Consider the following 11,497-nt stretch of genomic DNA (forward strand, 5'->3'; position numbering starts at 1 on the left):
CATGACCGCCATTGTGCGCGCAGCCGGTGCAGGCCGGCATCACGGTGCCTTGGCTGCATGGTCCAGCGCGAAGTTCAAGGCTACCACGTTCACCCGCGGCTGCCCGAACAGGCCCCACTGGCGGCCTGCGGTATGCGCCTGCACCAGCGCCTGTACGCGTTCCACTGGCAGGCCTCGCGCACGCGCCACGCGCGCCACCTGCAGCTGTGCGGCGGCCGGCGACAACTGCGGATCGAGACCGCCGCCGGACTGGGTGACCAGGTCGGCCGGAACCTGCGCCGGCGCGACACCTTCGCGTGCCGCCACCGCAGCGGTGCTGGCAGCGACGCGCTCGGCCAGCGCGGGGTTGCTGCGCGCCATGTTGGAACCGGCGGCCGCCATCGGATCGTAGTTGGCGGCCGACGGCCGTGCCTGGAAGTAGCCATCACCGGTGAACGGCTGCGCCAGCCATACCGAGCCGCGCACCTGGCCACTGTCATCGCGCAGCAGGCTGCCTTCGGCCTGTCCCGGGAATGCCAGGCCGGCAAAGCCGGTTGCAATGCCGGCGTAGACCGCACCGGCCAGCAGCAGGGTGGCCAGGCCCAGGCCGATCGCCGGACGCCAGCGGGCGTCATCCTGCAGGCTGGCCACGCGGGCCTCGGCCTTTGGTTCACGGGACAGGGAAGACGAAGTGGAAGCAGAACGGTTCATGCGCCGAATACCAGGACAAGAAGGAGGTCGATCAGCTTGATCGCCGCGAACGGCAGCAACACGCCGCCGAGGCCGTAGACCAGAATGTTCCGGCGCAGCAGCGCCGTCGCGGTGGCCGGGCGGAAGCGCACGCCACGCAGGGCGAGCGGGATCAGCGCGGGTATCACCAGGGCATTGAAGATCAGCGCCGCCAGCACCGCGTTGCGCGGGCTCGACAGCTGCATCACGTTCAGTGCGGCCATGGTCGGAACCGCAGCGGCAAACAGCGCCGGCAGGATCGCGAAGTACTTGGAGACGTCGTTGGCCAGCGAGAAGGTGGTCAATGCGCCGCGGGTGATCAGCTGCTGCTTGCCCACTTCCACCACCGCCAGCAGCTTGGCCGGGTCCGAATCGAGGTCGACCATGTTGCCGGCCTCCTTCGCCGCCTGCGTGCCGGAGTTCATTGCCAGGCCGATGTCGGCCTGGGCCAGCGCCGGCGCGTCGTTGGTGCCGTCGCCCACCATCGCCACCAGGCGGCCACCGGCCTGCTCCTGGCGGATGCGCGCCAACTTGTCTTCCGGTCGCGCCTCGGCGATGTAGTCGTCGACGCCGGCCTCGGCAGCGATGGCGGCGGCGGTCAGCGGGTTGTCACCGGTGATCATCACCGTGCGGATGCCCATCGCCCGCAGCTGCGCGAACTTCTCGCGCATGCCGTGCTTGACCACGTCCGACAGCTCGATCACGCCCAGCACGTGTCGCCCCTCGGCCACCACCAGCGGGGTGGCGCCGTTGCGTGCCACCTGCTCGACGCGACCTGCAAGTTCCGCAGGCACGTTGCCGCCCAGCGCCTGCACGTGGGCACGGATCGCATCGGCGGCGCCCTTGCGGATCTGCCGCCCATGTTCCAGGTCGACGCCGGACATGCGGGTCTGGGCAGTGAAGGCCAGGTAGTCGGCATGGTCCGGTTCGGCGGTGGCGCACCCCTGTTCGCGCGCCAGGCGCACGATCGACTTGCCTTCCGGAGTCGGGTCGGCCAGCGAGGACAACAGTGCCGCTTGACGCAGCTGGCTGGCGTCGATACCGGCCAACGGGTGGAAGTGGCTGGCCTGGCGGTCGCCGTAGGTGATGGTGCCGGTCTTGTCGAGCAGCAGCACGTCCACGTCACCCGCCACTTCCACCGCCTTGCCCGACTTGGCCAGCACGTTGGCGGCCAGCGCACGGTTCATGCCGGCGATGCCGATGGCCGGCAGCAGGCCGCCGATGGTGGTCGGGATCAGGCACACCAGCAGCGCGATCAGCAGCAGCGGATCGACCTGCACGCCTACCGCCGCGCCAATGGCCGGCAGCGTTGCCACCACCACCAGGAAGGTCAGCGTCATCGCCGCCAGCAGCAGGGTCAGCGCGATCTCGTTCGGGGTCTTCTGCCGGTTGGCACCTTCCACCAGCGCGATCATCCGGTCCAGGAAGCTGTGGCCCGGCTCGGCGGTCACCCGCACGATGATCTGGTCGGACAGCACCTTGGTGCCACCGATCACGCCGGAACGGTCGGTGCCAGCCTCGCGCAGCACCGGTGCCGATTCGCCGGTCACGGCCGCTTCGTTGATGGTCGCCAGGCCCTGCACGATCTCGCCGTCGGCCGGCACCAGTTCACCGGCACTGACGATCACATGGTCGCCCGGGCGCAGCTCGGCGGCCGGCAGCTGGGTTTCCGCGGCACCTGGCTGTGGCGCGGCCAGGCGGCGCGCCACCAGATCCTGGCGGGCGCGGCGCAGCGATGCGGCCTGGCCACGGCCACGTGCTTCGGCCACGGCTTCGGCGAAATTGCCGAACAGCACGGTCACCAGCAGGATCGCGGTCACCGCCAGGCCGAAGCCCAGCGGTGCATTGCCGGTCAGGGTGACGATCGCGGCAACGATCGTGCCGGCCATCACCACCGCCATCACCGGGCTGCGCACCAGATGCATCGGCGACAGCTTGCGCACCGCCTCGACCAGTGCACGGCGCAGGCCGGCCGCATCCAGCAGGGCAGGGCGCGGTGCGAGGGAACTACGGGTTGAACTTGCGTGGGTACTCATTGCGGTGTCCTCAGTGCAGTCCCAGGCTCAGGTGGTCGGCGATCGGGCCGAGTACCAGCGCCGGCATGAACTGCAGCACGGTCAGGATGACGATCACCGAGACCAGGGTCAGGGCGAAGGTCGGCGTTTCGATCTGCAGGCTGCCGGCAGACTCCGGTGCCTGGCGCTTGGCAGCCAGCTGTGCAGCCACCACCAGCGGGATGATCAGCAGCGGGAAGCGGCCCAGCAGCAGCACCAGCGAGCAGCTCAGGTTCCACCACAGCGTGGCGTCACCCAGCCCTTCGAAGCCCGAACCGTTGTTGGCATAGGCCGACACGTACTCGTAGAACACCTGGCTGATGCCATGGAAGCCAGGGTTGGACGTGCCGGCCAGACCGGGCACGGCCAGGGTGATGGCGGTGAACACCAGCAGGGTGATCGGCTGCAGCAGCACCAGCAGGGCCAACAGGCGTACCTGCGGCGTCTCCAGCTTGCGGCCGAACAGCTCCGGCGTACGCCCGGTCATCAGGCCGGCCAGGAACACGCCCAGCAGCAGGTAGACGATGAACTGCTGCAGGCCGCAGCCGATGCCGCCCCAGATCGCGCTGACCAGCATGTTGACCATCGCGATGCCGCCACTGAGCGGCGCCAGCGAATCGTGCATGCCATTGACCGAGCCGTTGGAGACCTGGGTGGTCACCGCCGCCCACAGCGCGGTGCCATCGGCGCCGAAGCGCACCTCCTTGCCTTCCATCAGCAGCGGCGTGGCGGCGCTGGCGCTATGGGCCTCGCTCCACACCATCGCGCCGGTGGACAGCAGCGACATGCCCAGCATGCAGCTGAACACCAGCGCGCCAAACCGGCGCCGGCCGGTGAACGCACCAATCATGAAGATCACCGCCATCGGCACCAGCAGGATGCCGACGATTTCCAGCGCGTTCGACAGCGGCGTCGGGTTTTCCAGCGGGAAGCTGCTGTTCGGGCCATACCAGCCGCCGCCGTTGGCGCCCAGCTGCTTGGCCGCGACCATCGCTGCGACCGGGCCCAGCGGCAGTTTCTGCTGGGCCATGCCGGCGCTGGCATCGATCGGCGCAGCCTGCGGCCCGCCGGCCATCGTCGAGGGCACGCCCTGGCTGGTCAGCACCAGCGTCCACACCAGGCACAGCGGCAGCAGGAAGCGCACGCACAGGCGCACCACGTCCACGTAGTAGTTGCCGACTGCGACCTGGCGGTCATCGCCGGTCCCGTTGGCCGCCGCAGCCTGCGGCGCACGCGAGAACAACGCGCGCAGCGTGGCCACCGCCAGCGCCAGGCCCATCATCGGCGTCACCACCTGCAGGCCGGTGATGCCGGTCATCTGCGAGAGGTAGGACAGCTGCGCCTGGCCCGAATAGTGCTGCTGGTTGGTGTTGGTCAGGAACGAGATCATCGTGTGCAGCGCGGTGTCCCAACGCATGTTCGGGATCTGGTCCGGGTTCAACGGCAACCAGGCCTGGGTCATGAACACCGCCTGGGTCAGGACCGCGACCACCACGTTGCTCAGCACGAAGGCCAGTACGTAGCCGCGCCAGGACATCGCGCGTGACGGATCGATGCCGAACACCTTGTACAACGGCTTTTCGATCCAGTTGAACAGCACGTCGACCTTCATCGGCGTGCCGCGCATCACGCGCGCCAGGTACAGGCCCAGCGGCCACGCCAGCAGCAGGCTGGCGGCAAGAATGACAAGCATCTCAGTCATGGCAGGCTCCGTTCAGAACGACTCGGGCCGCAGCACGACATAAAGAAGATAGGCGGCGGCGACCAGCACCAGCACGCCACACAACAACGACAGCCAGGGGGACATTGCAATAGCGTCCTGGTGGAACCCCTCCACCTCAGGCCGTCATCGTCGTCCTGCCGCCCATAAACGCACTACGCGCCGGACCGGGCCGACGCGTAAAAAGTGCATAAATTCCGTGGGCCAACCCGTAACCGGGCCCGGGGCCTAGGCTCCCCGGTAGATCCACGCCATGCGTGGATGGCGCACCGATCGGCCGAGGCCGCGCGACAACCCGCTTCTGTAAAGCCGAGCATGGGCTCGGCTCTACAGGTGAATCAAGGCGCCTGGCTCGCCGGCACCAGCCCCTTCAGCTCGCGATAGCGCTGCAGGGTGCTGTCGATCTCGGCCTTCAACGCCTGCTGCTGCTGCACGAGCCCGGCCTGCAGGCGCTGCTGCGCCTGCAGCTGCGCATGCCGCTTGCGGATCGCCTCGGCCTGCTTGTCGACCACCTTGCCGCCGGCCAGCTCTCGGTCTCCTGCCGCCGACAACAGCGCCACCAGCGATTCACGCAGGCTGGTGACGTTGTACTCGGCTGTCTTCAGGTTGTTGTCCAGCACTTCCTGGCGTTCGGCAAACACCCGGCGCAGCTCGGCCTCGCTGCCGTAGGTGGACAACATGGCCTGCTCGGTGCGCTGGCGGGTCTGCTCGGCCATCAGGTCCAGCTGTTGCTGCTGCGCAGCGGTGCTGGCAGCGGCACGTTCCTCGTCGGTCAACGCGCGCTGGACCTGCGCATTGCGCAGGCCCGTGCTCGCATTGAATTCCTCGCGGGCATGGTTGACCGCGTCGGCCGGCAGCGAATCGCTGCAGATCCGCTCCTTGCCCTCGTTCCAGCAGTACAGCTTCTTTTCCGCCTTGCCGCTGTCGCGCGACTGCGCCGGTACGGTGAACGGCACGGCCAGCAGCAGGCCGGCGAAGAGGACAGCAGGAACTCGGGACATGACCTTTCCCCTGGGTCGGTCAGCGGATCGAACGAACGCCGTACTGGGCCCGGTAGGCTTCCAGCGGCTGCCGGTAACCCACAAGTTCCGGGTTGCCGGAGGCGAAATCAAGCAGGTCGGCCAGCGACGCCACGGCGATCACCGGGATACCGGCTTCTTCGGCCACCGATTGCGCCGCCGAACGGCGGTCGGTCTCCGAAGCGATCTCCTGGCGGTCCAGCGCCACCACGATGCCGGCCGGGGTGCCACCGGCGGCGCGGATGATGCCCAGCGCTTCGCGGATCGCGGTACCGGCGGTGATCACGTCGTCGACGATCAGCACGCGCTTGCCCTGCATGTCGGCGCCGATCAGCTGTCCGCCTTCGCCGTGGTCCTTGGCTTCCTTGCGGTTGAACGACAGCGGCAGGTCGCGGCCACGCTGGGCCAGCTCACAGGCCATCGCGGTGGCCAGCGGGATGCCCTTGTAGGCCGGGCCGAACACCACGTCGTACTTGATCCCGCTGGCATCGATGGCATCGGCGTAGCAGGCGCCAAGCTGGGACAGCAGCGAGCCGGAGTCGAAGCGGCCGGCGTTGAAGAAATAGGGGCTCAGCCGGCCGGACTTGAGGGTGAACTGGCCGAAGCGCAGGGCATCGGCGGTCAGGGCCAGCTGCAGGAAACGGTGGCGGTGGTCGCTCATCAAAACTCGATTCATCTTCATTTGGAGCACAAATCCTAATCCAGCTGGGCGTTTCGCGCTCGTCCGGCCCCGTGTGAAGGCGTTCGCGGGCCCACCCGGCGGACTGCGCAGCCCCGCGGTCAACCGGTATGCTTGCCCGGTTTCCCGCCGCAGGTCTTCCGCATGCGCATCATCAGTTTCAACGCCAATGGCATCCGTTCCGCCGCGACCAAGGGCTTCCTCGACTGGTTCCGTGCCCAGGATGCCGACGTCCTGTGCATCCAGGAAACCAAGGCCCAGGAAGACCAGCTGACCGACCCGATGTTCCGCCCGGACGGCCACCACTGCTTCTACCGCGACGCCATCACCAAGAAGGGCTACAGCGGCGTGGCGATCTACAGCAAGCGCGAGCCGGACCAGGTCATCACCTCGCTGGGCTGGGCCCCGTTCGACGACGAAGGCCGCTACATCGAGGCACGCTACGGCAACCTCAGCGTGGTCTCCTTCTACATCCCGTCCGGCAGCTCGGGCGACCTGCGCCAGGGCTTCAAGTTCGAAGTGATGGAATGGCTGCGGCCGATCCTGGAGGAGTGGGCGCGCAGCGGCCGCGACTACGTGCTGTGCGGCGACTGGAACATCGTGCGTTCGGCGCTGGACATCAAGAACTGGAAGTCCAACCAGAAGAATTCCGGCTGCCTGCCGGAAGAGCGCGACTGGCTCAACGCCCTCTGCGCCGACCACGGCCAGGCCACCGATGTCGCCGCCGGCCGCGGCTGGGCCGATGCCTACCGCCTGCTCAACCCCACCGGCGAGGACTACACCTGGTGGAGCAACCGCGGTGCCGCCCGTGCCAACAACGTCGGTTGGCGCATCGACTACCAGTTCATCACCCCGGGCCTGCGTGACCGTCTGCGCAGCTGCTCGATCTACCGCGACGAGCGCTTCTCCGACCACGCCCCGTTCATCGTGGACTACGACCTGTGACCGAGGCGGCCACGCCGGTCAGCTACAAGGGCTGGGCAGGCATCAAGCGCGCCTTCGGTACGCCGTCGGCGCTGACCATGGCCATGCTTGGCTTCGGCAGCGGCCTGCCGTTCCTGCTGATCGCCTCGCAGACCCTGTCCACGCGCCTGCGTGATGTCGGCCTGGACCTGGGCAGCATCGGCCTGATCAGCCTGGCCAGCTTCTTCTACCTGCTGAAGTTCCTGTGGGCGCCGCTGCTGGACCGCTATGCGTTTCCGCTGCTGGGTGGGCTCGGCCGCCGTCGTTCGTGGCTGCTGGTATCGCAGGCGCTGGTGCTGGTCGGGCTGGTCGCGCTGGCCTTCGTGCGGCCCGAACAGGGCGTCTGGCCGCTGGTGGCATGGGTGCTGGTGGCCTCGTTCGCCGGTGCCACCCAGGATTCGGCAGTCGATGCGTACCGCATCGAGATCGCCCCGCAGACCGCACAGGCCGCGCTGGCGGCGACCTATACGCTGGGCTATCGGATCGGCCTGATCCTGGCCGGCGCCGGCGCGCTGTACCTCGCCCAGTTCGAAGGCTGGATCGTTGCCTATCTGGCGATGGCCGCGCTGATGCTGCTGCCGATCATCACCACCCTGGTGTGTGCCGAACCGGAGCGCCCGGCCACGGCCGTGCAGCGCCGTATCGATATCGCCGAAGCCTTCATCCAACCCATCTCCAGCTTCTTCAGCCGTAACGGCGTGGCGCTGGCCCTGGTACTGCTGGCCTTCGTCGGCCTGTTCAAGTTCCCCGATCAGGTGATCGGGGTGATGGCCGGTCCGTTCTACCTCGATTCGGGGTTCGACAAAGCCGACATCGCCACCGTCTCCAAGCTGTTCGGCGTGTGGATGGGCATCGGCGGCGCGTTCCTGGGCGGCATCGCGGTGGCCGCGTTCGGTTTCCGCCGCATGCTGCTGGTGGCCGCATTGGGCGTGGCGTTGTCCAACCTGGCCTTCCTGCTGATGGCGCACAACCCGGGCAAGCTGTGGGCGTTCTATGCCGCGCTCAGCGCCGACAACCTGTTCCAGGGCTTTGCCGGCACCGTGCTGGTGGCCTTCATGTCCTCGCTGACCGACCGCAACTTCACCGCTACCCAGTACGCGCTGCTGGTGTCGCTGGCCAACCTGCCGGGCAAGTTCGTTGGTGGTGTGTCGGGCTACATCGTGGAAGCCACGTCCTACAGCACGTTCTTCATCCTCAGCTCGATCACCGTGGTGCCGACCCTGCTGCTGCTGGCGTGGCTGTGGCCGCGCATCGCCGATCGCGGGCCACCGCCGGTCGCCTGATTGCCTGCCCGCCCGGTCTGCGGGATCATCGCCCGGACGCGCCGAGGGGGCGGTGCCTTGCGAACGGGGAAGTGAGCATGGCCGACGTTGTGCTGCGGGACCTGGACCCGCTGCTGCTGGAACGTATCAAACGCGTCGCGGTCGCCCGCGGCTGGACCCACGAACAGACCTGTGCCGCCTTGCTGGAGCAGGGCCTGTTCAGCAGTGAACTGGAAGTCCGCTCAGGCTTCGGCGATCCGGAAGTGGATGCCCTGTCCGATGCCATCGCCGCCCTGCAGGCCTTGCCCGCGGGGCAGGGCTTCGATTGATCTGATCGCCACTCGCCGGGCATGGCCCGGCGCTACCGGAACAATCGACGCATCTTCCGCCGGGCATGGCCCGGCGCTACCACAACAACGCCGCTTCGGTAGATCCACGCCATGCGTGGATGGCGCCACCTCACGCCAGATGGATCGCCCCCAGGATCCGCGGCCCCTGGGCCCCGGTCACGCTCGGCAGGTTGCCGGCCAGCCCGTCCATCGTCCGCTGCGCCAGCCATGCAAAGCCCATGGCCTCCACGTACTCCGGGTCCAGCCCGTGCACGGCACTGGATTCCACCTGCACGGCCGGCAGCCGCGCCGCCAGCCGCTTCATCAGCTGCCGGTTGTGCACACCGCCGCCACAGACCAGCAGGCGGCGGGTCTGCGGCTGCTGTGCCAGCAGCGCATCGGCCACCGTTGCCACGGTCAGCTCCAGCAGGGTCGCCTGCACGTCGGCCGCAGCGTACTGGCCTTCAGCCATGTGCGCCTCGGCCCAGGCCAGGTGGAACTGCTCACGGCCGGTGCTCTTCGGCGGCGGCAGGTCGAACCACGGCTCCGAGCGCCAGCCGGCCAGCAGGCTCTCGTCCACCGCGCCACTGGCGGCATATGCGCCGTCGGCATCGAAGGTTCGGCCGGTGTGGCGCTGGCACCAGGCATCCATCAGCGCATTGGCCGGGCCGGTATCGAAGCCACGCACCGCACCTTCGCGCGGAATCAGGGTCAGGTTGGCGATGCCGCCCAGGTTGAGCACCGCGCGGTCTTCGTCGGCCGTGCCCAGCATGGCCAGGTGGAAGGCCGGCATCAGTGGCGCACCATGGCCCCCGGCCGCCACGTCGCGGCGGCGGAAGTCGGACACCGTGGTGATCCCGGTCAACTCGGTGATGCGGTTGCCGTCGCCCAGCTGTACGGTGAAGGCGGGGTCGGCCAGCGGGCGGTGACGCACGGTCTGGCCGTGCGAGCCGATCGCGCGCACCTGGCTGCGGTCCACGCCAGCCTCGGCCAGCAGCTGGTTGGCGGCCCCGGCGAAGTTGATCGCGATCCGGGCGTCCAGCTCGCCCAGCTCCTCCAGCGAGTCCAGCGGGCCACCTTCGCCCAGCGCCACCAGCCGCGCACGCAGCACCGGCTCCCAGCGGGCGGTCAGGCCGTGCACGAAGCGGCATCCGCCGCCAGAGGGGAACTGCACCAGCGCAGCATCGATGCCGTCGGCGCTGGTGCCCGACATCAGGCCAAGGTACAGGGGAGCGTCAGCGTCGGCAGTCGTGTTCATGGCAGGCATAAAAAAAGGACGCGGCAAGCTTGTGCTGCCGCGTCCTTCTTCGTCAACGCAGGGGCTCAGCCGCGCTTGCGGCCGGTGCTGCTCTTGTCCTTGGCGCTGGCCACCTCGGGGGCAGCCTCGTCGCGGCTGGTCGGCGCGGGGCTGGCATCGGCGTAGATCAGCTTTTCCATGCCCTGGATGCGGGCCATCGCCGGCGCGGTCTGCGCGCGGAAGGCGACCAGCTCGGCGCCCTTCAACGGCTCCGGCGGCGGCATGGTCACGGTCAGCGGGTTGCGGTGCTCGCCGTTGACGCGGAATTCGTAGTGCAGGTGCGGGCCGGTGGCCAGGCCGGTCGAGCCGACATAACCGATCACCGTGCCCTGGGCCACGCGCTGGCCGGTCTTGATGTTCGCAAAGCGCGACATGTGCCCATACAGGGTGGTGTGGCCACGGCCGTGGTCGAGGATCACCACGTTGCCGTAACCGCGCTGCACGCCGGCGAACTGCACGCGGGCGTCGCCGGCGGCCATGATCGGGGTGCCGGTGCGCGCGGCGTAGTCCACGCCCTTGTGCATGCGCATCTTGCCCAGCACCGGGTGCTTGCGCGCACCGAAGGTCGAGCTCAGCCGTGCGAACGGGATCGGCATGCGGATGAAGCTCTTCTTCAGCGAACGGCCGTTGATGTCGTAGTACTCGGACTTGCCGTTGCGGTCGAAGCGGAAGCCGGAATAGGTCTTGCCACCGGTGGTGAACGTCGCCGCCAGAATCTTGCTGGTGTCCACCTTCTCGCCTTCGCGCCAGGTTTCGTCCATTACCACGCTGAAGCGGTCGCCCGGCTGCAGGTCCTTGGAGAAGTCGATGTCGTACTTGAAGATGTCGTCGGTCATCGTCGCGATCGCCGACGGCGACAGCCCGGCGCGGCGCGCGGCGGCGTACAGCGAACTGGTGATCTCGCCACTGGTGACCACCGTGCGCGTGGAGGTCTCGCGCTTGGTCACCTTCTCCTTGATGTCATCACCGGCCAGGCTCAGCTCCACCCGGTTGTCGGCATCGCGGTCGAAGCGGATGCTGCGCAGGTCACCGGACAGCGGCATGTCGAAGGCGATCTCGGCACCCGGGCGCAGCTTGGTCAGCGCCTCGCGCGCGCCTGGGTGGTCCAGTACCCGGTGCAGGGTGGTGGCCGGGATACCGGCCTTGTCGAACAGATCGCTCAGGGTCTGGCCGCGTTCCACGCGCAGCACCTGCCAGCTGTCACCGGGCACCTGCTGCTGGCGGGCCATGGCCAGCGGCGGCAACGGCAGTGCCAGGCTGGTATGGCTGTCGGCAAAGGGGGCGTCGATGGTGTGCGAGAAGCCCGGCACGATCGTCGCCACCAGGGCGCCGATGGTCGCGAACAGGCTGGCGTGCATCCAATGGCGCCGGGTCCAGCGCTCGTTGAAGGCGGCGGGAAGATGTTGCCTGAGCTTCCGATGCAGGGCGTTGTCGTGCAGGACGTGGAGGCGTTCCTGGAAGCGCTG

At 68.3% G+C, this 11,497-nt stretch carries 11 protein-coding genes (1 of these 11 cut by a window edge); 3 read left to right on the forward strand and 8 right to left on the reverse strand.

Features of this window, described 5'->3' with window-relative positions; genetic code table 11:
- Nucleotides 1–39: 39 nt before the first annotated feature.
- The 6 genes from kdpC to pyrE form a co-directional block, all read right to left on the reverse strand.
- Complete coding sequence (gene kdpC / locus ACZK29_RS01670) at nucleotides 40–690, reverse strand: potassium-transporting ATPase subunit KdpC (RefSeq protein ID WP_459048150.1); 651 nt, start codon at nucleotides 688–690, stop codon at nucleotides 40–42.
- Entirely contained in the window at nucleotides 687–2,744 is a 2,058-nt protein-coding gene (gene kdpB / locus ACZK29_RS01675) for a potassium-transporting ATPase subunit KdpB (RefSeq protein ID WP_478446563.1), read from the reverse strand. The genes kdpC and kdpB overlap by 4 nt, the downstream gene beginning before the upstream one ends.
- A 10-nt stretch (nucleotides 2,745–2,754) precedes the next feature.
- The gene (gene kdpA / locus ACZK29_RS01680; protein WP_478446564.1) at nucleotides 2,755–4,464 is read right to left on the reverse strand and encodes a potassium-transporting ATPase subunit KdpA; all 1,710 of its coding nucleotides are present in this window, start codon (nucleotides 4,462–4,464) and stop codon (nucleotides 2,755–2,757) included.
- 12 nt (nucleotides 4,465–4,476) lie between these two features.
- Nucleotides 4,477–4,569 (reverse strand): potassium-transporting ATPase subunit F, encoded by a 93-nt coding sequence (locus tag ACZK29_RS01685; RefSeq protein ID WP_005407770.1) that lies wholly within the window; start codon nucleotides 4,567–4,569, stop codon nucleotides 4,477–4,479.
- A 251-nt stretch (nucleotides 4,570–4,820) separates the two neighbouring features.
- Entirely contained in the window at nucleotides 4,821–5,483 is a 663-nt protein-coding gene (locus tag ACZK29_RS01690; protein WP_478446565.1) for a hypothetical protein, read from the reverse strand.
- A gap of 19 nt (nucleotides 5,484–5,502) precedes the next feature.
- A complete protein-coding gene (gene pyrE / locus ACZK29_RS01695; protein WP_005407772.1) occupies nucleotides 5,503–6,162 on the reverse strand; it encodes an orotate phosphoribosyltransferase in 660 nt (219 codons plus the stop codon).
- Nucleotides 6,163–6,324: 162 nt separating this feature from the next.
- Here pyrE and ACZK29_RS01700 point away from each other — a divergent pair, with 162 nt between their 5' ends.
- From ACZK29_RS01700 to ACZK29_RS01710, 3 genes are all read left to right on the forward strand, one after another.
- Nucleotides 6,325–7,125, forward strand: coding sequence for an exodeoxyribonuclease III (locus ACZK29_RS01700; RefSeq protein ID WP_014035707.1), 801 nt, complete (start codon nucleotides 6,325–6,327; stop codon nucleotides 7,123–7,125).
- On the forward strand, nucleotides 7,122–8,426 hold the full coding sequence (locus tag ACZK29_RS01705) for an AmpG family muropeptide MFS transporter (RefSeq protein WP_478446566.1): 1,305 nt from the start codon (nucleotides 7,122–7,124) through the stop codon (nucleotides 8,424–8,426). The genes ACZK29_RS01700 and ACZK29_RS01705 overlap by 4 nt, the downstream gene beginning before the upstream one ends.
- 77 nt (nucleotides 8,427–8,503) lie before the next feature.
- Entirely contained in the window at nucleotides 8,504–8,734 is a 231-nt protein-coding gene (locus ACZK29_RS01710; protein WP_005407775.1) for a hypothetical protein, read from the forward strand.
- Nucleotides 8,735–8,864: 130 nt separating this feature from the next.
- On the opposite strand, the gene ACZK29_RS01715 is transcribed toward ACZK29_RS01710, so the two are convergent.
- Complete coding sequence (locus tag ACZK29_RS01715) at nucleotides 8,865–9,992, reverse strand: anhydro-N-acetylmuramic acid kinase (protein ID WP_459048146.1); 1,128 nt, start codon at nucleotides 9,990–9,992, stop codon at nucleotides 8,865–8,867.
- A gap of 65 nt (nucleotides 9,993–10,057) precedes the next feature.
- Nucleotides 10,058–11,497, reverse strand: partial view of a M23 family metallopeptidase gene (locus tag ACZK29_RS01720; RefSeq protein WP_005407777.1) — the 3' portion only. The gene runs 33 nt beyond the window's last position; 1,440 of the gene's 1,473 nt are visible here — the last part of the coding sequence; its start codon lies off the right edge, out of view; its stop codon occupies nucleotides 10,058–10,060.

It is taken from the genome of Stenotrophomonas sp. 89682_Sma, assembly GCF_056481405.1.

Coding starts and splice junctions, on each gene's coding strand:
- kdpC (WP_459048150.1), bottom strand. CDS start 690: ATGAACCGTTCTGCTTCCACTTCGTCTTCCCTGTCCCGTGAACCAAAG.
- kdpB (WP_478446563.1), bottom strand. CDS start 2,744: ATGAGTACCCACGCAAGTTCAACCCGTAGTTCCCTCGCACCGCGCCCT.
- kdpA (WP_478446564.1), bottom strand. CDS start 4,464: ATGACTGAGATGCTTGTCATTCTTGCCGCCAGCCTGCTGCTGGCGTGG.
- ACZK29_RS01685 (WP_005407770.1), bottom strand. CDS start 4,569: ATGTCCCCCTGGCTGTCGTTGTTGTGTGGCGTGCTGGTGCTGGTCGCC.
- ACZK29_RS01690 (WP_478446565.1), bottom strand. CDS start 5,483: ATGTCCCGAGTTCCTGCTGTCCTCTTCGCCGGCCTGCTGCTGGCCGTG.
- pyrE (WP_005407772.1), bottom strand. CDS start 6,162: ATGAGCGACCACCGCCACCGTTTCCTGCAGCTGGCCCTGACCGCCGAT.
- ACZK29_RS01700 (WP_014035707.1), top strand. CDS start 6,325: ATGCGCATCATCAGTTTCAACGCCAATGGCATCCGTTCCGCCGCGACC.
- ACZK29_RS01710 (WP_005407775.1), top strand. CDS start 8,504: ATGGCCGACGTTGTGCTGCGGGACCTGGACCCGCTGCTGCTGGAACGT.
- ACZK29_RS01715 (WP_459048146.1), bottom strand. CDS start 9,992: ATGAACACGACTGCCGACGCTGACGCTCCCCTGTACCTTGGCCTGATG.